Here is a 20,694-nt window from a genome sequence, read left to right on the forward strand (position 1 = left end):
GCGGCAGCCGTCTCTACCGAGTCCCCATATTCCACAGGGATAAAACAAGCGATCTGCGACCGCTAATTGAAATCGAGCGCCTCGACCGTCGCGGTGCCGCCCTCGTGCGAGGGACGATTGGCGCCACCGATCACATAGATCGTGTGGCCGACCGTTGCCACCGCCTCGCCGTGCCGCGCGGTCGGCATGGGGGTGAGGGTCGACCACTTGCCATCGGCGATGTCATAGGACTCCACCACAGCCAGCACCCGCGTCGGTTCCTCGCCGCCGACCGCCACGACGCGGCCGTCGATGTAGGTGGCACCGTAACTTCCGCGCGGCGTCGGCATGTCGACCAGCTTGGTCCAAGTCCCCGACGCCGGGTCATACCGCTCGAAGGCCGCGGAGTTCTTATCGGCCGACAGGAATCGGCCACCCACGGTGTAGACGTAAGTCCCGTCCGAAACGGCGGCCAGGTGCTCGCGCGGGGTCGGCATGTCGGCGGAGTCTCTCCAAGACGTGCCGTCGAAGACCTCGGTCTGCGGCACCACTTGCTTGGCATTCTGACCACCGACGACCACGAGCTTGTCGCCGACCACCGCGGCCGCCGGTGCAGCTCGGGGATGACCCAGCGGCGGCAGCTCGACCCAGTTGTTGCCCCGCAAAGCGAACACCCTGTTGGATGCGTCGGCGATGTTGTCGGTCGCGCCGCCGAGCACCACCACTTCGCCGCGATAGGTGGCCGCCGCGGCGTGGTGCAGCGCCACGGGCAACGGCGGACCGGTCTCCCAGACCCCGGTCCGCGGGTCGTAGCTCTCGACCGTGTTCAGCACCGTGCCGTTCAACAAACCGCTGATCACCCAGATCTTGTCGCTGAGCACCGTCCACGCCATCATCAGCCGGGGCGTCTTCGCGTCGGGCAGGCTACGCCACTGCGACGCCGGCTGAATCTTGCGCGCGGGCAGGGTGAGCGCCTCCGCCGAGGAGACCACCTGCTGATCCGCGGGACCCGTCGACCCACCGATCGCGTAGACGGTCTTCTCTACCGCGGCTACCGCCATCCCGTGCCGCGCGGTGGCCATGTCCGGTAGGGCGTCCCAGACCTTGGCCGTCAGGTCGAACACCGACACACTCTTGAGGATTTCGCCGCCGGACAAGCCGCCAACCGCCACCAGACGCCCGTCGGCGATCGCCACACCGAGATCGCTGCGTGGCCGCTGCAGCGGCGGCAACGTGCTCCAGGACTTCGCGGCGGGGTCGTACGCCTCGACCGCCGCCGAGTCCGTGCTGCCACTGGCTCCGCCGACGGCGTACACCAATTTGCCGTCGGTGGCCGCGGCGAGCAACTGCCGTGGCGTCGGTATCGGCGCTCCAAGCGTCCAGCTGTTGCCGTCGAAGATTTCGGTGGTGTTCAGCAGCGCACCGTCGGCGTCCACTCCGCCGGTGACGATGATGCGGTCACCGACCACCGCCGCGGCGGCCGCCGCCCGCGGCTGCAGCAGGCGCGGCAGCTCCACCCAGTGACTGTTGACCACTCGCCAAACCTGGTCGCTCGCAGCGGGTTTGGTTCCCGTGGTCTTCCAGCCGCCCAGGACCACCGGGTTGCCCTGCCAGGTCACCGCTGCGGCGCGTTGCACCGGGACGGGAAGGTCGTCGCCGCCTTTCCATTCGTCGATGGCGGGGTCGTAGCCCTCGTGGCGCGCGGTCACCGATCCGTCGCTGCCGATGCCGCCGAAAATCCAGATGGTGCCGTCGGATTGGGTCGTCGCCGTCGCGTCGCGCGCGGTGCGCGCGTTGGTGATCGGTTTCCACTGGACGGGCGCCTGGGTCCGCGGCTGACTCGTCGCTTGGCTGTGCTTGTTGTCGTCCTGGGACATCGCGATGACGACACCGCCGATGACCAGCAGCAGCGCCACCGCGATCGCCCCGGCCATCAGTAGACGGTTCTTCTTGGTTGCGGATCGACCGAACAGCGCCTTCGGGCCGGTGGGTTTGCCCGTGGGTTTGCCTGGGAGTTTGCCCGGCTCTGCGGGCGGCGGTGCCTTGGCGACCTGCGGCTCGGTGTGTGCCTGCATGCTGCGCAGGACGTTGGTGGCCTCGGCGAAGTCGCTTTGAGCCGAGTCGCCGCGGGGAGCGCGCGGCGGAGTGATCGGCGGGCTGCTCGGGGAAGTGCGGTTGTCGGTGGGTGGGCCAGGTGGCCGGGTCTGGCGGCTATCGCCGGCCGCGCTGGGCGGGCCACTCGGGGCGCCCGGGGCCAGGATCGCGGTGCGCCCGGTGTTGTCCCCGATCCGGGTGATCGCCATGGCATCGGGTTTCAGGCCGTTGGCCCGCTGCGCGGCCTGCAGATCGTGACCGAACTCCTCTGCGGTGGACGGCCGCTGGGTCGGATCGAGCGACATCGCCTTCTCGATCGCCGCGCACACCGAGTCCGGGATTCCTTCGGGGCGCATATCCGGGATCCCGCTGGAGCTGATCCGCAGGTACTGCTGGATCAGGTCCTCGCCCTTTCTCCGTTCGTGCGCGGCGTTGCCGGCGATCAGCGCATAGATCGTGGCGCCCAGCGAGTAGATGTCGGCCGCCACGGTCGCCGGGTTTCCAGTCATCACTTCGGGCGCGGTGTAGTCGATGGTGCCGGAGAAGAAGCCGGTGGCTGTCTCGTAGCCACCTTCGATGTGCGCGATTCCGAAGTCGCTGAGCTGCGGCTCCCCGTAGTCGTTGATCAGCACATTCGCGGGCTTGATATCGCGGTGCAGGGTGCCGTTGCGATGCGCGGTCTCTAGCGCTCCGCACAACTTCACGCCGATCCGCAGCGCCTCGGGCCAGGGGATGGGGCCCTCGTGCCGCAATCGAACCGCCAGTGAGTCCGCGGCGTGGTAGGGCATGACGATGTAGGGCCGATTGCTGGTCGTCATTCCGACACGCAGGATGTGGACGATGTTGGGATGGCCGGACAGCCCGCCCATCGCGTAGCCCTCGCGCAGGAAGCGTTCCCTGCTGTCCTCCTCGTCGAGGTGGGAGGGCAGCACCTTGACCGCGACGCTTCGCCCCAGCGCCGTCTCGTAGCAGCGGTAGATCACGCCCGCGCCGCCACGACCAACCTGGCGGGCATCCTCGAAACCCGCGGCGGCCAATTCCGTGATAATCGCGCTCGGCGCCGCCCCCTCCGCTGAAGGTTCTTCAGGCATGTCTTCGGCGCTTCCCTCCGCGGAATTTGGTTGTTTCGCGAAACCAACACTAGCGAACCTCCCCTCCGCTAGGAACCGTTCTGGCAACGATCGTTTCGGCGAGTCGTGTGGGCTAAACACCCATCAGGCAAAGCCGGAAGGGGTGTGCACCGCAGCAGCGACGCCTGGCCGGAGAATGGCTGTTATGGCATTGGATCTGTCCGCATACTTCGATCGCGTCGGCTACGGCGGCGCAAGCGAACCGACTCTCGAAGTCCTGCAGGGCCTGGTAACCGCGCACACCCGGGCCATCCCCTTCGAGAACCTCGACCCGTTCACCGGCGTGCCCGTCGACGACCTGGGCCCGGAAGCGTTGTTCGACAAGCTTGTTCGCCGCCGCCGCGGTGGTTACTGCTACGAGCAGAACGGGTTGATGGGCTACGTGCTGGCCGAACTCGGCTATCGAGTGCGGCGCCTCGCCGGCCGGGTGGTGTGGATGCAGCCGCCGGACGCAGCTCTGCCGGCCCAGACCCACACCGTGCTGGCGGTGACGTTCCCCGGTTGCGCGGGGCCCTACCTCGTCGACGTGGGTTTCGGCGGCCAGACACCGACCTCGCCGCTGCGCCTGCAGACCGGCGGCGTGCAACAGACCACGCACGAGCCGTGCCGGCTCGAGGACCGCGGCGACGGGCTGGTGCTGCAGGCCCAGGTGCGCGGTGAATGGCAGGCGCTGTATGAGTTCAGTACCCAGACCAGGCCGCAGATCGATTTGACCGTCGGGAGCTGGTACGTCTCGACCCATCCCGCTTCGCACTTCGTCACCGGCCTCATGGTGGCGGCGGTTACCGACGACGCCCGGGTGAACCTGTCCGGCCGCACTCTCGCCATCCACCGCGCCGCAGGCAGCGAGAAGATCGTGCTCGACGACGTCGCCGCGGTGCTCGACACGCTGCGCCAGCGGTTCGGCATCGATGTGGCGGACGTCGGTGCCGCCCTCGAAAAGCGGATCGGCACCCTATTTGCCGGGCAACCAAGTCCCGATCCGGCGTAGCGCCTCTTCGATATCCTCGGTGGGGCCGGCGAATGACATTCGGACGTAGGAGGTTCCGCGGCCGGGATCGAAGTCGATACCCGGCGCGATTGCTACGCCGGTGTCAGCCAACAACTTCGAGCAAAATGCCAGCGAGTCGTCGGTGAAGTCCGAGACATCGGCGTAGACGTAGAACGCGCCATCGGTGGGTGCGAGGCGGTCCAAGCCCACTGCGCTCAGGCCGTCAAGCAGCTTGCGCCGGTTGATCGAATAGTGCGACAGGTTCGCTTCGGCCTCTGCTATCGCCTCGGGAGTGAACGCCGACACCGCAGCGATCTGGGACAGCACCGGAGGGCAGATAGTGAAGTTTCCGGTCAGGCAGTCGACCGCGCGTCGCAGTTCGGTGGGCACCACCAGCCAGCCCAACCGCCAGCCCGTCATTGCGAAATATTTCGAAAAGCTGTTGACCAGTACGGCATTTCGCGACGTCTGCCAAGCACAGCTGGTCGTCGGCGCTCCGTCGTATACCAGGCCGTGGTAGACCTCGTCGCTGATCAATCGAACGCCGGTGCTGTCACACCAGGATGCGATGGCCGCCAGTTCTTCGGGCGGGATCACCGTGCCGGTGGGATTGGCCGGGCTGGCGACGACGACACCTTGGATCGGCGGGTCGAGATCGGCGAGCATCTGTGCGGTGGGCTGAAACCGGGTCTGTGGGCCGCACGGAATTTCGACGACTTCACACCCCAGCGCGGACAGGATGTTTCGATAACACGGGTAGCCGGGGCTGGCCATTGCCACCCGGTCGCCCACATCGAAGCACGCCAGAAACGCCAGCAGGAAGCCGCCCGACGAGCCGGTGGTGACGATGACGGCGTCCGGTTCGACGGAGATACCGTGCTGGCGTTGGTAATCCGCGGCGATCGCCGAGCGCAGTTCCGGAATGCCCAGGGCAACGGTGTAACCCAATTGGTTCAGATGCAGCGCGGCCGCCGCGGCGGCGCGGACCGGCTCCGGCGCACCCACGCTCGGCTGCCCGGCGGACAGGTTCACCAGATCGCCGTGCGTGCGCTGCCGTTCGGCGGCGGCCAGCCAGACATCCATCACATAGAACGGTGGGATGCCGGCCCGGGCGGCGACACGGTCGGTCACGGTGCGGCGAGCACCTCGGATTCCAGCCGTCGCAGCAACTCTCGCGGCGGGGCGAGCAACTGCGCACTGCCGTGCGCGCGCTTGAAATACAGATGCATGTCGTGTTCCCAGGTGATCGCGATACCGCCGTGCAGTTGAATGCCTTCGGCGGTCACGACATTCAAAGCCTCGGTCGCGGCCAATCGCGCGGTGGCGGCATTGGTCGGCGTCGGTTGGTCGCAGGCGTCGTTGACCACGGCTCGTGCCGCGGCGACAGTGACGTACAGGTCGGCCATTCGGTGCTTGAGGGCCTGGAAGCTGCCGATCGGGCGTCCGAACTGCACACGGTTCTTTGCGTAGTCGACGGTGAGCTCGAGGCAGCGTTCCGCGGCGCCGATCTGCTCGGCGGCCAGCAGAATCGCCGCGGTGTCGGCCAGTCCCGGGTCGGTGCCGAGCGCCGTCGTCTCCTGCGCCTGCAGGCGGGCCAGCCGGCGGGTCGGGTCCATCGTGGTGACCGGCTCGGCGGTGAACCGGTCCCACCTGCTGAGCCGGCCGTCGGCGGTGGCGACGACGACGTCGGCGATGTCGCCGTTGACCACGAAGTCGGGATCAAACACCAGTGCGCCGATCGAAGCGCCCTCGGCGAGCGCCGCCAGCGTCTCGGCGTCGGGCTCGTCGGCGGCCAGCAGGGCCAGTTCTGCGAGCGTGGTGCCGAGCAATGGTGACGGCACCAAGGCACGTCCCAACTCCTGCAGCACCACAGCCGCGTCGGCGAGTTCACCACCGGCGCCGCCCAACTCCTCGGGCACCACCAGTGCGGCCGCACCGACCTGCTCACACAGCAGTTGCCACAGCGCCTCGTCGTACCCGCGTTCGGACTCGATCGCCGCCCGCACGGCAGCCGGATTGGCATGCTTGGTTACCAGGGCGGCCACGGTCTCCCGTAGCATCTCCCGTTCGTCGGCGGACGTCATAGCGCCTCCAATACTCGCCGCCGGTGCGCCTCGGGGGTGCCCCAGGCCGTGCGCAGCGCCTGTACCCGTAGCAGCAGCAGCGACAGGTCGTGCTCCTGAGTGAAACCGATCGCCCCGTGCGTCTGCAACGCCGAACGCGCGGCCAACAGGCCCGCTTCGCCCGCCGCAACCTTGGCCGCACTGATGTCTCGCGGCTCCAGCGTCACCGCGGCACCGTGGACCAACGGGCGCGCCAGCTCGACCGCGATGTGCACGTCGGCGAGCTTGTGCTTGATCGCCTGGTACGAGCCGATCACCCGGCCGAACTGTGACCGCTGTTTGGCGTATTCGACGCTGCCGGTCAGCAGCGCTTCGGCCGCCCCGACCAGTTGCGCCGCCGTGGCCAGTACTCCGAAGTCGTAGGCCCGCGCCACGTCGGCCTGCCAGGTTTGTCCCGTAGCCGTCACGTCGTAGAGCGCACGGCTGGGGTCGACGGATTCGTGACGGTCACCGAGCTGGGCCTCGCTGACGCCATCCGCTCCGGCCAGCAGCACGAGGCCGGCGGTATCCGCGTTGACGGCCCGGGGGACCTCGGGCGGCAGGGCGACGCTGACGATCAGTTCGCCGGCCGCCAGGGCGGCCGCGCGATCGTCCTCGCTCAGCAGAACTGGTGCGACGGCGATGGATTCGGTGACCGGCCCGGGGACACACCAGTAACCGAGACGCTCGAGGGCAACCACCAGGTCGACCGGTGAGGCGTCCAGGCCATCGAACTTCTCGGGCACGATCAGCGCTGTGACGCCGAGGTTGGCCAATTGCTCCCAAACCTTCAGCCCGGGTGCGACGTCTCCGGCGGACCAGGCCCGTACGGCGCCGGGCAGGTCGGCGGCACCGAGCGCAGCGTCGATGCTGGCGGCGAAGTCGCGTTGCTGGGCGTCGAGTGCGAATTCCATCAGCGCTTCTCCCGGGGCAGGCCGAGCAGTCGTTCGGAAATGATGTTGCGCTGTATCTCGTTGGTGCCGGCGTAAATCGGCCCACCGAGGGCGAACAGCAGACCTTCGGCCCACGGCCCGGCCAGTTCAGCGTCCGCGCCGCGGAGGTCCAGCGCCGTCTGGTGCAACTGCACGTCCAGGTCGGACCAGAACACCTTTGTGACCGACGATTCCGCGCCCAGCTCGCCGCCGTTGGCAAGTCGGGTGACGGTACCGAACGTCTGCAATCGATACGCCTGCGCCTTGATCCATCCGTCGGCGACCCGCTCGGCGAACTCCGGCGGGGAGCCGCTGTCTTTCCAGAGCCGCACCAGTCGTTCGGCCGCGGCGAGGAAGCGGGCGGGGCTGCGCAGCGACATGCCCCGCTCGTTGCTCGAGGTGCTCATGGCTGCGCGCCAGCCCTCGTTGGGGGTGCCGATCACGTCCTCGTCGGGTACGAAGACGTCGTCGAGGAAGATCTCACCGAAACCGGTGTCGCCGCCGAGCTGGACGATCGGTCGCACCGTGACGCCTTTGGCTTTGAGGTCGAACATGAAATACGTCAGCCCGTTGTGGCGTTGCGCGGACGGGTCGGACCGGAACAGCCCGAAACCCATGTCTGCGAACGGTGCTCGCGAACTCCAGATCTTCTGGCCGTTGAGCAGCCAGCCGCCGTCGGTCTTCGTGGCGGTGGACCGCAGCGAGGCCAGGTCGCTGCCGGATTCCGGCTCCGACCAGGCCTGGGCCCAGATCTGTTCCCCGCTGGCCATTTTCAACAGGATCCGGTCGAGCTGTTCCTCGGTGCCGTGCGCGAACAAGGTCGGCGCCAGCATGGATGTACCGTTGGCGCTGGCCCGGCCGGGGGCACCGGCGCGGAAGTATTCCTCCTCGTACACCACCCAGTGCAGCAGGGGCGCGTCCCGGCCACCGTACTTGCGCGGCCAGGTGATTACCGACAGGCCCGCGTCGAACAGCACCTTGTCCCAAACCCGGTGCTGGGCAAACCCTTCGGCGTTGTCGTAGGACTTCGTAGGGATCGAGTCCCGGTTGGCCGCCAGGAATTCGCGCACCTCGGCCTGGAATGCGAGCGTCGCTTCATCGAGCGTCAGGTCCATTTGGAATCGATCTCCCGCAGTTGTGGTTTGACCACCTTACCGCCGGCATTGCGCGGCAACGTGTCGACGAATCGCACCGAGCGCGGCGTCTTGAAGTTCGCCAAATGCTCACGGGTATAGGCGATCACCGATGCCTCGTCGAGATCGGCCCCCGGGCGCGTGACCACGAATGCCCGGCCGACCTCACCGAGCCGATCGTCGGGTACGCCGATCACCGCGGCGTCTGCTACACCGTCCATCCGGGCCAGCACCTGTTCGATCTCGGCGGGATAGACATTGAAACCGCCGCAGATGTACATGTCCTTGAGCCGATCGGTGATTCGCAGGTTTCCGTTGGCGTCGACGGTGCCGATATCGCCGGTGTGCAGCCAGCCGTCGGAATCGATTGCGGCAGCGGTGGCTTCGGGATCGTCAAGGTAGCCCAGCATGACATTCGGGCCGCGCAGCAAAACTTCGCCCGTTTCGGCGATACGCAATTCGAAGTCGGCGAATGGGCGTCCGCAGGTGGTCGCCACCGTCACCGCGTCGTCCTCGGGCCGGCATGCCGTTCCCATGCCGTTGGCCTCGGTCAGCCCGTAGGCGGTCAGCACGATGTCGATATCGAGTTCGGACTGCATGCGTTCCACCAGCACCACCGGCACCGTCGCTGCACCCGTCACCGCGAACCTCAACGAACTCAGGTCGTACTCGCTGCGGGCGGGGTGGTCCAGCAGGGTCTGATAAATGGTCGGGGGTCCGGGCAGCACGGTGATGCGGTGCTGTTCGATCGCCTGCAGGGCGCGCAGTGGGTCGAACGTCAGATGCGGGATCAACGTGGCCCCGGTTTGCAGGCACGCCAGGATGCCGGCCTTATAGCCGAAGTTGTGGAAGAACGGGTTGATGCACAGATAGCGGTCGGAGCTGGTGATTTTGCCGTTGGCCGCCCAGGCCGCCGAGGCCGCCAGCGACTGCCGATGCGCGCACAGCACGCCCTTGCTGCGCCCAGTGGTGCCCGAGGTGAACAGGATGTCGCTGAGGTCGTCGGGGGACACGGCGGCTGCGCGGGCGTGAACTGCGCCCAGGTCCGCGCCCCGCGAGATGAAGTCGTCCCACGTCCCTTGGACAGGATCGTCGGCTTCGATCGGGATCCGGACGATATGGCGCAACGCCGGCAACGCGGCACGGTCCAGGTCCGCGGCGCGGTCGTTGCCCAGGAACCGGCCGGCCGCGAAAAGCACCGGCGCTGCGGTGCGGGCCAGGATGTCGGCTGCTTCGGAGGCGGTGTAACGCGTGTTCAGCGGCACCATCGTGGCGCCCGCGTGATGGATGGCCAGGCAGGCCACCACCCAGTGCCAGGTGTTCGGCGACCAGATCGCCACCCGGTCTTTCGGCTCGACGCCGAGCGCGATCAATGCGGCTGCGGCCCGGTGCACTTCGTCGCGCAGGGCGGTCGCGGTGAAAGTCCGATCGTCGGTGATCAGGGCGTCATGGTCGGGATGTAGTTGCGCGAGACGGTCCAGCGCCGCCGGCACGGTGCGCGGATCGGTGGTCACTGATACTCCTCGGCCAGATGCTCCTAACAAAGCAAGTGCTTGGTAGGTTAGCCTACAGGTTATGCAGGACGTCGAAGAGTTCCGGGCCGAGGTCCGTGGCTGGCTCGCCGACAATCTGGTCGGTGAATTCGCAGCTCTCAAGGGTCTTGGTGGCCCCGGGCGCGAACACGAGGCGTTCGAAGAACGTCGGGCGTGGAACCAGCACCTGGCGGCTGCGGGGCTGACGTGCCTGGGTTGGCCGGTCGAGCACGGGGGGCGCGGACTGTCGGTCGCGCACCGGGTCGCGTTCTATGAGGAGTACGCCCTGGCCGACGCCCCGGACAAGGTCAACCACTTCGGCGAAGAGCTGCTCGGTCCGACGCTGATCGCGTTCGGCACCCCTGAACAACAGCAGCGGTTCCTGCCGCGGATCCTCGACGTCACCGAACTGTGGTGTCAGGGCTACTCGGAACCGGGCGCCGGCAGCGACCTGGCCAACGTCGCCACCACCGCCGAACTCGACGGTGACGAGTGGGTGATCAACGGCCAGAAGGTGTGGACGTCGTTGGCGCATCTGTCGCAATGGTGCTTCGTGGTGGCGCGTACTGAGAAGGGTTCCAAGCGCCATGCCGGGTTGTCGTATCTGCTTGTGCCGCTGGATCAACCGGGGGTGCAGGTGCGGCCGATCGTGCAGATCACCGGTACCGCCGAGTTCAACGAGGTGTTCTTCGACGATGCGCGCACCGATGCTTCGCTGGTGGTCGGGCAGCCGGGCGATGGCTGGCGGGTGGCGATGGGGACGTTGACGTTCGAGCGAGGCGTCTCAACGCTGGGCCAGCAGATCGTTTATGCCCGTGAACTTTCGAATCTGGCCAAGCTCGCGCAGCGGACCGGTGCCGCTGACGATCCGTTCATCAGGGAGCGGCTGACCCGCGCGTGGACGGGGCTGCGCGCGATGCGGTCCTACGCCCTGGCAACCATGGATGTCGAGCAGCCCGGTCAGGACAACGTCTCAAAGCTGTTGTGGGCGAACTGGCATCGCAGTCTGGGCGAGTTGGCCATGGAGGTGCTGGGCAAGTCTGGCCTGACCCTGACCGACGGCGAGTTCGACGAATGGCAGCGGCTGTATCTGTTCACCCGCGCTGACACGATTTACGGCGGATCCAACGAAATCCAGCGCAACATCATCGCCGAGCGGGTGCTCGGTTTGCCGAGGGAGGTCAAAGGGTGAGCTTGTCCGAAGCGCCCAAAGAGATTGCCGGACACGGTCTTCTGGAAGGCAAGGTGGTTGTGGTGACGGCCGCGGCGGGCACCGGCATCGGTTCGGCAACCGCCCGCCGCGCCTTGGCCGAGGGTGCCGACGTGTTGGTTTCGGATCACCATGAACGACGATTGGGCGAGACAGCGGCGGAGCTTGCTGCGCTGGGGCTGGGCCGGGTGGAGAGCGTGGTGTGTGACGTGACGTCTACCGCGCAGGTGGACGCCCTGATCCAGTCGACGACGGCGCGGTTGGGCCGGTTGGACGTGTTGGTCAACAATGCCGGTTTGGGTGGGCAGACGCCGGTGGCGGACATGACCGACGAGGAGTGGGACCGGGTGCTTGACGTCTCGCTGACGTCGGTCTTCCGGGCAACCCGCGCGGCGCTGCGGTACTTCCGGGACGCTTCCCACGGCGGCGTGATCGTCAACAACGCCAGCGTGCTGGGCTGGCGGGCTCAGCACTCGCAGTCGCATTATGCGGCGGCCAAGGCCGGGGTGATGGCATTAACCCGTTGCAGCGCAATCGAAGCCGCCGAGTACGGGGTGCGGATCAACGCCGTCTCACCCAGCATCGCCCGGCACAAGTTCCTGGACAAGACTTCCTCGCCCGAACTGCTGGACCGCCTTTCGGCGGGCGAGGCATTCGGACGCGCCGCCGAGCCGTGGGAGGTGGCGGCCACCATCGCGTTCCTGGCCAGCGACTACTCGAGTTACCTGACTGGAGAAGTGATTTCGGTTTCCAGTCAGCACCCGTGATTTTGGGTGGGCCGCCGAGCGTGAACTAGGCGACAGCTGACCGGCGTGTCGCGTCGTAGAGCGCACACTCGGCGGGCTCGCTATCAGAGCAATCGGCCGAGGCTGGCTATCAGGTCAGCTCTTGGAGTAGCCGGGTGATGCTGAAGAAGCCCGTCAAGAGTGACCCATTGTTGAAAAAGCCAGAGTTGAACCCAGCAAGCGTGGGTCCGCCAAGGCTGGTCGGTACGCCGGTATTGAAAAAGCCCGATCCCATTCCGGTTATGGTGAAGGCGCCGGTGGTACCGCTCGCGGAGTTGAAGAAGCCCGACATGTACCCATTAATTACAGTCCCGTCGGTCGCCCTGTTATAAAAGCCGGACATGTTCTCACCGATATTCCCGATGCCGGAGCTGGTGGCGCCGCTGTCGGTAGTGAATCCGAAGCCGGTGTTGAAGCTGCCGGAATTGAAGAAGCCGGTGTTGGTGATGCCGGAATTGCCGTCGAAGGTGTTGAACCCGCCGGAGTTGTCCATGCCCGTGTTCTGCGGGCCGCTATTGAAAAGCCCGGTGTTGGTGGCACCCGTATTTCCAATACCGGTGTTCAGCCCGCCGGTATTGCCGAAGCCGAAGTTCCCTTCGCCACTGTTGCCGAGGCCGAAGTTGCCGAAGCCGCTGTTCCCGATGCCGATCCCCTGTAGCTTGCCTACGTCCGGCGAGGCAGGCAAGTGAGCGCCCGAGTTGAAGATGCCGACGTTGCCGTCGCCGGAGTTGAAGAAGCCGATGTTGCCGTTGCCCGAATTGCCGAAGCCGATATTGTTGATGCCTTCGTTGAAACCGGTGAAATGGAACGTTCCCGTCGTTCGGTCGAGGTAGGCGTTGCCGATACCGGCCAGGTTATTTCCGGTAAGGCCGAAGCCAATGTTGTTGTTACCGGTATTACCGGCGCCCTGATTCCCGTTGCCGCTGTTGCCGATGCCGAAGTTGTTATTACCGGCATTGCCCAGTCCAATGTTGTTATTCCCGGGGGATTGCACGAGTCCACTATTGCCCAAACCGCTATTGCCCAGACCGATGTTGCCGTCACCGCGATTGCCGGCACCGAAGTTGCCCGCGCCCCAGTTGCCGCTGCCGATGTTGCTGTTGCCGTTATTGCCGCCACCGAAGTTGCTGTTGCCGGTGTTGCCATTACCGAGGTTGCCGCTGCCGGTGTTGCCGTTGCCGATGTTGCCGCCGCCCTGGTTACCGATACCGAAGTTCGGGTCACCGGGCGCGGCGGGGCCGATTCCGCCGAAAAGCTGTCCGATGCCGGGCAGGCCCTGAAGGGTTTGCTGCCACGAGGAGAGCTGCGCTGCGGCGGCCGAGGCTCCGCCGTGGTAGCCGAACATCGCGGCAACGTCGGCGGCCCAGAACTCCTCGTAGATGCTTTCGGCGGCGGCGATCGCTGGGGCGTTAAGGCCCAGCAAGTTTGAGCGAACCAGGTTGAGGAAGATCTGCCGGTTGGCGGCGACGATCTCCGGGTGGATGGTGGCGGCCTTGGCCGCCTCGAAGGCACCTGCTACGGCCTGGGCCTGGCTGGAGGCGCTCAACGCGCGCGCGGACGCGGCCTCCAGAAAGGCGGCATACGGCGCCGCGGCTGCGGACATGGCTTTGGCTGCCGGGCCCTGCCAGGCCTGCCCCGCCAGATTCGAGGTCACCGAGGCGAACGAGCTTGCCGCTGAACCCAACTCCTCGGCCAGCCCCGACCAGGCCGCCGAGGCCTGCAGCATGGGAGCTGAGCCCGCGCCCAGGAACATTCGCAAAGAATTGATCTCTGGTGGGAGTAGCGAAAAGTTCATGGCGCAACCTCCGGCATTGGATGCCCACAGTGGGCAAACCGTGAATGTCAGAGACCATACGTTGAAGACCGCACTTGGTGTGCTGTTTTACGGAATAAGGGGTCGGAGCATATGCTCTGCCCGCAAACCGGGTGACGGTGCCAGGACGCCTCCGGTCCCGAACTGGTTCTATCCGAGCAATCGGCTGAGGCCGAAGCTCCCCGACAGCGCGGCACCCGCGTTCAGGAAGCCCGAATTGAAGGCGCTGGCAATGTCACCGGGCTCGGTGCTCAACGCGGTGGGGAGGCCGAAGTTGAAGAAGCCCGAGCCGTAGCCCGCGAACTCGGCGCCGCTTGCTGAGTTGCCCAAGCCGGAGAGGGAGCTGCCGCCGTCGGTGGAGTTGAAGAAGCCCGAGGTGTTGTTACCGGTGTTGAAGAAGCCGGAGCCCGATGCGCCGCTGTCGGCCGTCGCGCCGAAGCCGGTGTTAACGTCGCCCGAGTTCCACAAGCCGGTGTTGGTATCGCCCGAATTACCGTTCCCGGTGTTGAAATAGCCCGAGTTGTCCCAACCCGTGTTGTATGCCCCCGAGTTGCCGAATCCGGTGTTGACGCCGCCGCCGTTAGCGAAGCCAGTATTGACGCTGCCCCCGTTTCCGACCCCGGTGTTGCCAAACGCCCCATTGAACACGCCGACGTTATGGGTGCCGGAGTTGCCCAACCCGAGATTGTTCAGGCCACCGGCGACACTGGTCCCGGAGTTGAAGAAGCCGACGTTGCCGTCGCCGGAATTGAAGAAGCCGATGTTGCCGTTGCCAGAGTTGAACAGGCCCAGGTTGCCGGTGCCGGAGTTCAGCCCGTGGAAGGAGAACTGACCGGTCGAGGTGTCGAAGTAGGCGTTGCCAAGACCGACCAGGTTGTTGCCGGTCAGGCCGAATCCGATGTTGTTGTTGCCGGTGTTGCCCCCGCCCCGGTTGCCGTCACCGCTGTTGCCGATGCCGAAGTTGTTGTTTCCGCCGTTGCCGAAACCGATGTTGTAGTTGCCTTCGCCCGCGAACCGTAATCCGTTGCCCAATCCGCTGTTTCCGAAGCCGACGTTGCCGTGACCGAAATTGCCGCCGCCGATGTTCGCATTGCCGACGTTTCCGCTGCCGATGTTCAGGCTGCCCGTGTTCCCACTGCCGAGGTTGGAATTCCCCGTATTGCCGCCACCGACATTGCCGCCACCGAGGTTGCCGTTGCCCAGGTTGGCGTTGCCCTGATTGCCGAAGCCCAGGCTGGGCAGGGTTCGCACCAGTTCCCGAAGCTGTGCTGGAACGGGAATGAGCTCCGCGGCCGCGGCGGAGGCGCCGGAGTAGTACTCGAACATCGCCGACACGTCGGCCGCCCACATCTCCTCGTAGATGCCTTCGGCGGCCGCGATCGCCGGCGCGTTGAGCCCGAGGAAGTTCGAGCGCACCAATTGGACGAATGCATTGCGGTTGGCCTCGACCGCGAGCGGATGGACGGTCGCTGCCCGCGCCGCCTCGAAGACGCTGACCACGGCATTGGCCTGGGTGGCCGCGCCGACGGCCTGTGTCGACGCTGCTTGAAGGAATCCCGCATAGGGTGCCGCAGCGGCCGTCATCGCAGCGGCCGCCGAGCCCTGCCACGCTTGGTCGGCCAGGCCTTGGGTCACCGACAAGAAGGTGCTGGCGGCGGTGCTGAGTTCCTCGGCCAGTCCGGTCCACGCCGTCGCAGCCTCGAGCATGGGCGCCGAACCCGCGCCGATGAACATCCGCAACGAGTTGATCTCCGGCGGTAAGAGCGCAAAGTTCACCACGATGTCCCCCCTGGCAGCCGCGACCGACCGCCTTTTCGAGTGAGTTTGATGTCGAACGTGGACCCCGAAGCCACGACATCGAGCACTCTACGATGCTAAATCGACGGGAGCGTCAGTTTGGAGAAGATGCAGCTAATCCGTTGTGGCGCAGGATGGTCGAAGCCGCGCCGCCAGCAGATGGCATTCGCCGGATGGATGAGGCTCGCCAGCTGCCGAAGTCCGCACGCGTCGTATGGTTTGACCTTCCTCCGTCGGTGTTGGAATCGAAGCCTGTGTTGAAGTTGCCGACTTTACGAAGGCCGGTATTCGCCATTCCTGAGTCGCCAATGTCGATTCCTTAGATCTTGCCGCTGGCGGATAGCAGGCGGTATGGGTGCCGGAGTAGAACAACCCGATGTTGCCGCTGGTAAACGCGGAGCCTCTCCGAGAGAGGTAGACCTTTCGTTGAATAGTCCGCAACTTATTCAACAGGCTTGAGCCCCCGGAACGGGCGCCAACTACTAGGCAGCTACCTGGACAAAGCAGCTTGCAAGCTGAAGAGACCCGAGATTGCGGTGCCCACATTGAACAAGCCCGAGTTAAAGCCGCTGACAGTGACAGCGACCGGCAAGGGGGGAATGTTCTTTGCGACTCCCGTATTGAAGAAGCCTGACATCTGACCGTTAAGGGTATTGGCACCGCTGGCCGTGTTCCCAAAACCGGAGATGCCGACGGCACTGGCTCCGGTGGCCGAGTTATTGAATCCCGACACGTAGTTGCCCGTAGTGTTGAATCCGGACTTGGTCACTCCACTGACGTCAGTGCTAGCGCCGACGCCAGTATTGAAGTTACCCGAGTTCCACAGGCCGGTATTCACGCTGCCCGAGTTTCCATCGAATGTGTTGTAAGTACCCGAGTTATCCATTCCGGTATTCCACGAACCAGAGTTTCCGGCACCGGTGTTTCCGGCGCCTGCATTAGCGAAACCGGTGTTGAGTCCACCACCGTTACCAAAGCCGAAGTTCCCAACGCCCGAGTTCCCGAGGCCAATGGCCCCAGTGCCCGAGTTGCCAATGCCGAAGCTGTTGAGATGGCCCGGCGCAAGGGTATTAGAGCCGGAGCTGAAGATGCCGATGTTGCCGTCACCGGAGTTGAAGAATCCGATGTTGTTGTTGCCCGAGTTGCCGAACCCGATGTTGTTGAGGCCTTCATTGAAACCGGTGAAGTGGAACGTTCCAGTCGTGCGATCAAGGTAAGCGTTTCCGATGCCGGTCAGGTTGTTGCCGGTGAGCCCGAAGCCAATATTGTTATTGCCGGTGTTGCCGCCGCCCTGATTACCGTTGCCGCTATTGCCGACGCCGATGTTGTTGTTGCCGCTATTTCCGAAGCCGATGTTGTTGTTACCCGGCGTTGGAGGGGTCAGCAGGCCACCCCCGTTCCCCAAGCCGCTGTTTCCGAAGCCTATGTTGCCATTGCCGATGTTTCCGGCGCCAAAGTTGTTGTTACCGAGGTTCCCGCTGCCGACGTTGTTGTTGCCGTTGTTGCCGCCGCCAAAGTTGCCGCTGCCGGTGTTGCCGTTGCCGATGTTGCCGGCGCCGGTGCCGCTGTTGTTGCCGTTGCCGAGGTTGCCGCCGCCCTTGTTGCCGATCCCGAAGTTCGGGTCAGTGGGGGCGGCGGTGCCGATGCCACCGAAGAGTTGGCCGATGCCGGGCAGGCCCTGCAGCGTTTGCGCCCACGACGAAAGTTGGGCGGCGGCCGCTGAGGCACCGCCGTGGTAGCCGAACATGGCGGCGACGTCGGTGGCCCAGAATTCCTCGTAGATGCTCTCGGCGGCGGCGATCGCCGGGGCGTTGAGGCCAAAGAAATTGGTGCGGACCAAGTTTACGAAAGCCAGCCGGTTAGCGGCGATGATCTCGGGGTGGATAGTGGCGGCCTTGGCTGCCTCGAAGGCGCTGGCCACGGCCTGGGCTTGGCTGGAGGCGCTCAAGGCGCGCGCGGACGCGGCCTCGAGGAACGCCGCATAAGGGGCGGCGGCGGCGGACATGGCTTTGGCTGCCGGGCCCTGCCAGGCCTGCCCAGCCAGGTTCGAGGTCACTGAGGCGAAGGAGTTTGCCGCGGCACCTAACTCTTCGGCTAATCCCGACCAGGCCGCCGACGCCTGCAGCATCGGTGCTGAGCCCGCACCCAGGAACATCCGCAAAGAATTAATCTCCGGAGGGAGTAGCGAAAAGTTCATAGCGTTGACCTCCGATGGCCCCGTCGCCGTAGCTGAGCAAACCCGAACGTCAGGACCATACGGCTACCCATTAGCACGCGTGTGGAATTTCGTCGAAAATTTCTAGTTGAATTCAAAGAAATATTTGGATTGCTTGCTCCGACGGTTTTACGGTCCAGAACAGCCCGTTATTGGCCGAGCAAGCGCTTGGTTGATACCCTGAGCGGGTGGAGCGAGTGGCCGGACAGGCTAATAGTCGCCGGGACGAGTTGTTAGACCTCGCCGCGGTGATGTTCGCCGAACGCGGCCTGCGGGCCACGACCGTACGCGATATCGCCGATGGCGCCGGGATCCTGTCTGGCAGCCTCTACCACCACTTCGCCTCCAAAGAGGAGATGGTCGACGAGCTGCTGCGCGGCTTCCTGGATTGGTTGTTCGCGCGCTACCGGGAGATCGTCGAGGGTAATTCTAATCCGCTCGATCGCCTCAAAGGTCTCTTCATGGCCTCGTTCGAGGCGATCGAGCAGCGGCATGCCCAAGTTGTCATCTACCAGGATGAGGCGCAACGGCTTTCGTCGCAGCCCCGGTTCGCCTATATCGAGGATCTCAACAAGCAGCAGCGGCAGATGTGGATCGACGTAATCAACCAGGGTGTCGCGGAGGGCTACTTCCGGCCCGACCTGGACGTCGACCTGGTTTACCGCTTCATTCGTGACACCACCTGGGTGTCGGTGCGCTGGTATCAGCCGGGCGGACCGCTCACCGCACAACAGGTGGGCCAGCAATATCTCGCCATTGTTCTGGGCGGAATACAAAAAGAAGGAGACTGAAATGCCGGAGGCGTACGTCATCGACGCTGTACGTACCGCGGTGGGCAAGCGCGGCGGTGCCCTGTCCGGGGTGCACCCCGTCGACCTAGGCGCGCTGGGATGGCGCGGGCTGCTCGACCGCAACGACGTCGATCCCGCCGCCGTCGACGATGTGATTGCCGGTTGCGTCGACGCAATCGGTGCCCAGGCGGGCAATATCGCCCGGCTGTCCTGGCTGGCGGCCGGCTATCCCGAAGAGGTCCCCGGCGTCACCGTCGACCGGCAGTGCGGCTCCAGCCAGCAGGCCGTTTCTTTCGGGGCGCAGGCCATCATGTCCGGGACGGCCGACTTGATCGTGGCGGGCGGCGTGCAGAACATGAGCCAGATCCCGATCTCGTCGGCGATGACCGTAGGCGAACAGTTCGGCTACACCTCGCCGACCAACGAGTCCAAGCAGTGGCTGCACCGGTATGGCGACCAGGAGATCTCGCAGTTCCGCGGTTCGGAACTGATCGCCGAGAAATGGAACCTGTCGCGCGAGGAAATGGAGCGCTACGCGCTGACCAGCCACGAGCGTGCTTTCGCGGCGATCCGCGGCGGCAATTTCGACAACGAGATCATCACTGTGGAAACGGAATCCGGCCCATTCCGGGTCGACGAAGGCCCGCGTGAGTCGTCGCTGGAGAAGATGGCAGGACTCAAGCCCTTGGTTGAAGGTGGCCGGCTGACGGCGGCGATGGCCAGCCAGATTTCCGACGGGGCAAGCGCGGTGCTGCTGGCGTCCGAGCAAGCGGTCAAGGAACACGGGCTGACACCGCGAGCCCGCATCCACCACATCAGCGCCCGCGCCGCCGACCCGGTGTTCATGCTGACCGGCCCGATCCCCGCCACTCGTTACGCGCTGGAGAAGACCGGCCTATCCATCGACGACATCGACACCGTCGAGATCAACGAGGCCTTCGCACCCGTCGTGCTGGCCTGGCTCAAGGAGATCAAGGCCGACCCGGAAAAGGTCAACCCGAGCGGCGGCGCGATCGCGCTCGGGCACCCGCTGGGCGCCACCGGCGCCAAACTGTTCACCACCATGCTCAACACGCTGGAGCGCATCGGCGGTCGCTACGGTCTGCAGACGATGTGCGAGGGCGGCGGCACCGCGAACGTGACGATCATCGAGCGGCTCTAAATACCCGGCGAGCGTGAAATACGCGACGCCCTGACGGCGTGTCGCGTCGTGAGATGCACGCTCGGCGGTCCTGTTGATGGGTGACGGCGCTTTGCCGCCGACGATGGCAGCATGCGCGCATGGACTGGCCGTTTCTCGGCGCTGAAGCGCTGGCTACCAACGCCATTCCCGAGCGCGCGATGCGCGCCCTCTATGAACCGGTGTATCCAGGCGTCTACACACCAATTGGCATCGAGCTCACCGCGGTCCAGCGCGCACACGCGGCCTGGCTGTGGTCGCGCCGGCGGGCCGTGGTCGCCGGGGCTTCTGCCGCGGCCCTACTCGGCACGAAGTGGGTGAGCCCGTCGCTCGATGCCGAATTGGTGCACGCCAATCGACGGCCACCGCCGCGCCTCGTCGTGCATTCCGACACTTTGGCGGCGTCAGAAACGCTGATGGTCGGTGGCATTTCGGTGACCACCCCGGCTCGCACCGCCTTCGATATCGGACGACGCACCACCGTCCGACTGCACGCCGTTCAACGACTCGACGCGCTGATGAACGCGACCGATGTCAAGGTCGAAGATGTGAAAGCCATTGCCGCCCAACACTTCGGGGTGCGGGGGCTGATCCGGCTGCGGGGGGTGTTGCCGCTGGTCGACGGCGGTGCGGAATCGCCGCAGGAAACGCGAACACGGTTGGCGCTGATTGACGCGGGTCTTCCGAAACCACAGACACAAATCCGCGTCGACAACGAATACGGCGACTTCGTCGCGCGCCTCGACATGGGTTACCGCGAGTTGCGCGTGGGCATCGAGTACGACGGGCCGCAGCACTGGACGGACGCGACCCAGCACGCCCGAGATATCGAGCGGCAGGCCGCGTTGGCTGACCTGGGGTGGGCGATCGTCAGGGTCAGCAGCGATCTGCTGCGGTACCGCCGCGGCACGTTTATCGCGCGGGTCGTTGCGGCGATGGAGGCTGCGGGATGGCGGCCGTGACCACGCGAGTGTGCGCCCTCCGACGGATCAGCGGCGTGTCGCGTCGCG

General features: G+C 65.4%; 15 protein-coding genes. 6 read left to right on the plus strand and 9 right to left on the minus strand.

Annotation, left to right across the window (positions count from 1 at the left end):
• Positions 1 to 62: 62 nt before the first annotated feature.
• Positions 63 to 3,164, minus strand: coding sequence for a serine/threonine-protein kinase (locus tag BN972_RS23710; protein ID WP_036363220.1), 3,102 nt, complete (start codon positions 3,162 to 3,164; stop codon positions 63 to 65).
• Positions 3,165 to 3,348: 184 nt separating this feature from the next.
• On the opposite strand from BN972_RS23710, the gene BN972_RS23715 reads away from it, so the two are divergent.
• Positions 3,349 to 4,194, plus strand: a complete 846-nt coding sequence (locus BN972_RS23715; RefSeq protein ID WP_036363224.1) for an arylamine N-acetyltransferase family protein — start codon at positions 3,349 to 3,351, stop codon at positions 4,192 to 4,194.
• Here BN972_RS23715 and BN972_RS23720 read toward each other — a convergent pair.
• From BN972_RS23720 to fadD3, 5 genes are read right to left on the minus strand one after another with little or no spacing between them, the layout of a single operon-like run.
• Positions 4,159 to 5,325, minus strand: a complete 1,167-nt coding sequence (locus tag BN972_RS23720; RefSeq protein ID WP_036363226.1) for a pyridoxal phosphate-dependent aminotransferase — start codon at positions 5,323 to 5,325, stop codon at positions 4,159 to 4,161. The two genes, BN972_RS23715 and BN972_RS23720, sit on opposite strands and share 36 nt — an antisense overlap.
• Positions 5,322 to 6,278, minus strand: a complete 957-nt coding sequence (gene ipdE2 / locus BN972_RS23725; RefSeq protein ID WP_036363229.1) for an acyl-CoA dehydrogenase IpdE2 — start codon at positions 6,276 to 6,278, stop codon at positions 5,322 to 5,324. Before ipdE2 ends, BN972_RS23720 begins: the two co-directional genes overlap by 4 nt.
• The gene (locus BN972_RS23730; RefSeq protein WP_036363232.1) at positions 6,275 to 7,210 is read right to left on the minus strand and encodes an acyl-CoA dehydrogenase family protein; all 936 of its coding nucleotides are present in this window, start codon (positions 7,208 to 7,210) and stop codon (positions 6,275 to 6,277) included. The genes ipdE2 and BN972_RS23730 overlap by 4 nt, the downstream gene beginning before the upstream one ends.
• Positions 7,210 to 8,343, minus strand: coding sequence for an acyl-CoA dehydrogenase family protein (locus BN972_RS23735; RefSeq protein ID WP_036363235.1), 1,134 nt, complete (start codon positions 8,341 to 8,343; stop codon positions 7,210 to 7,212). Before BN972_RS23735 ends, BN972_RS23730 begins: the two co-directional genes overlap by 1 nt.
• Entirely contained in the window at positions 8,334 to 9,875 is a 1,542-nt protein-coding gene (gene fadD3 / locus BN972_RS23740; RefSeq protein ID WP_036363237.1) for a 3-((3aS,4S,7aS)-7a-methyl-1,5-dioxo-octahydro-1H-inden-4-yl)propanoate--CoA ligase FadD3, read from the minus strand. Before fadD3 ends, BN972_RS23735 begins: the two co-directional genes overlap by 10 nt.
• Positions 9,876 to 9,936: 61 nt before the next feature.
• Here fadD3 and ipdE1 point away from each other — a divergent pair, with 61 nt between their 5' ends.
• On the plus strand, positions 9,937 to 11,085 hold the full coding sequence (gene ipdE1 / locus BN972_RS23745) for an acyl-CoA dehydrogenase IpdE1 (protein ID WP_036363240.1): 1,149 nt from the start codon (positions 9,937 to 9,939) through the stop codon (positions 11,083 to 11,085).
• Positions 11,082 to 11,870: a (5R,7aS)-5-hydroxy-7a-methyl-1-oxo-2,3,5,6,7,7a-hexahydro-1H-indene-carboxyl-CoA reductase gene (gene ipdF / locus BN972_RS23750; protein ID WP_036363243.1), complete on the plus strand. Its 789-nt coding sequence runs from the start codon at positions 11,082 to 11,084 to the stop codon at positions 11,868 to 11,870. Before ipdE1 ends, ipdF begins: the two co-directional genes overlap by 4 nt.
• A gap of 109 nt (positions 11,871 to 11,979) precedes the next feature.
• Here the strand turns inward: ipdF and BN972_RS23755 are convergent, their stop codons facing one another.
• From BN972_RS23755 to BN972_RS23765, 3 genes are all read right to left on the minus strand, one after another.
• Entirely contained in the window at positions 11,980 to 13,683 is a 1,704-nt protein-coding gene (locus BN972_RS23755; RefSeq protein ID WP_036363248.1) for a PPE family protein, read from the minus strand.
• 168 nt (positions 13,684 to 13,851) lie between these two features.
• Positions 13,852 to 15,480 carry a PPE family protein gene (locus tag BN972_RS23760; protein WP_036363250.1) on the minus strand — a complete coding sequence of 543 codons (1,629 nt, stop codon included), beginning with the start codon at positions 15,478 to 15,480 and terminating at the stop codon, positions 13,852 to 13,854.
• Between the two features lie 508 nt (positions 15,481 to 15,988).
• On the minus strand, positions 15,989 to 17,695 hold the full coding sequence (locus tag BN972_RS23765; RefSeq protein WP_036363253.1) for a PPE family protein: 1,707 nt from the start codon (positions 17,693 to 17,695) through the stop codon (positions 15,989 to 15,991).
• Between the two features lie 206 nt (positions 17,696 to 17,901).
• Between BN972_RS23765 and kstR2 the strand changes: the two genes are divergently transcribed.
• The 3 genes from kstR2 (at position 17,902) to BN972_RS23780 (ending at position 20,646) form a co-directional block, all read left to right on the plus strand.
• Positions 17,902 to 18,504: a TetR family transcriptional regulator KstR2 gene (gene kstR2, locus BN972_RS23770; protein WP_036363257.1), complete on the plus strand. Its 603-nt coding sequence runs from the start codon at positions 17,902 to 17,904 to the stop codon at positions 18,502 to 18,504.
• A 1-nt stretch (position 18,505) separates the two neighbouring features.
• On the plus strand, positions 18,506 to 19,666 hold the full coding sequence (fadA6, locus tag BN972_RS23775; protein ID WP_036363260.1) for a steroid 3-ketoacyl-CoA thiolase FadA6: 1,161 nt from the start codon (positions 18,506 to 18,508) through the stop codon (positions 19,664 to 19,666).
• A gap of 119 nt (positions 19,667 to 19,785) precedes the next feature.
• Positions 19,786 to 20,646, plus strand: coding sequence for an endonuclease domain-containing protein (locus tag BN972_RS23780; RefSeq protein ID WP_036363263.1), 861 nt, complete (start codon positions 19,786 to 19,788; stop codon positions 20,644 to 20,646).
• Positions 20,647 to 20,694: the final 48 nt, after the last annotated feature.

It is taken from the genome of Mycobacterium asiaticum DSM 44297, from assembly GCF_000613245.1.
In the GTDB taxonomy this organism is placed as follows: domain Bacteria; phylum Actinomycetota; class Actinomycetes; order Mycobacteriales; family Mycobacteriaceae; genus Mycobacterium; species Mycobacterium asiaticum.

What these genes read in the sequence shown, in the direction of transcription:
- BN972_RS23735 (WP_036363235.1), bottom strand. Translation starts at nt 8,343, where the DNA reads ATGGACCTGACGCTCGATGAAGCGACGCTCGCATTCCAGGCCGAGGTG.
- fadA6 (WP_036363260.1), top strand. Translation starts at nt 18,506, where the DNA reads ATGCCGGAGGCGTACGTCATCGACGCTGTACGTACCGCGGTGGGCAAG.
- ipdE2 (WP_036363229.1), bottom strand. Translation starts at nt 6,278, where the DNA reads ATGACGTCCGCCGACGAACGGGAGATGCTACGGGAGACCGTGGCCGCC.
- BN972_RS23755 (WP_036363248.1), bottom strand. Translation starts at nt 13,683, where the DNA reads ATGAACTTTTCGCTACTCCCACCAGAGATCAATTCTTTGCGAATGTTC.
- BN972_RS23710 (WP_036363220.1), bottom strand. Translation starts at nt 3,164, where the DNA reads ATGCCTGAAGAACCTTCAGCGGAGGGGGCGGCGCCGAGCGCGATTATC.
- BN972_RS23765 (WP_036363253.1), bottom strand. Translation starts at nt 17,695, where the DNA reads ATGAACTTTTCGCTACTCCCTCCGGAGATTAATTCTTTGCGGATGTTC.
- BN972_RS23715 (WP_036363224.1), top strand. Translation starts at nt 3,349, where the DNA reads ATGGCATTGGATCTGTCCGCATACTTCGATCGCGTCGGCTACGGCGGC.
- BN972_RS23730 (WP_036363232.1), bottom strand. Translation starts at nt 7,210, where the DNA reads ATGGAATTCGCACTCGACGCCCAGCAACGCGACTTCGCCGCCAGCATC.
- ipdE1 (WP_036363240.1), top strand. Translation starts at nt 9,937, where the DNA reads ATGCAGGACGTCGAAGAGTTCCGGGCCGAGGTCCGTGGCTGGCTCGCC.
- BN972_RS23780 (WP_036363263.1), top strand. Translation starts at nt 19,786, where the DNA reads ATGGACTGGCCGTTTCTCGGCGCTGAAGCGCTGGCTACCAACGCCATT.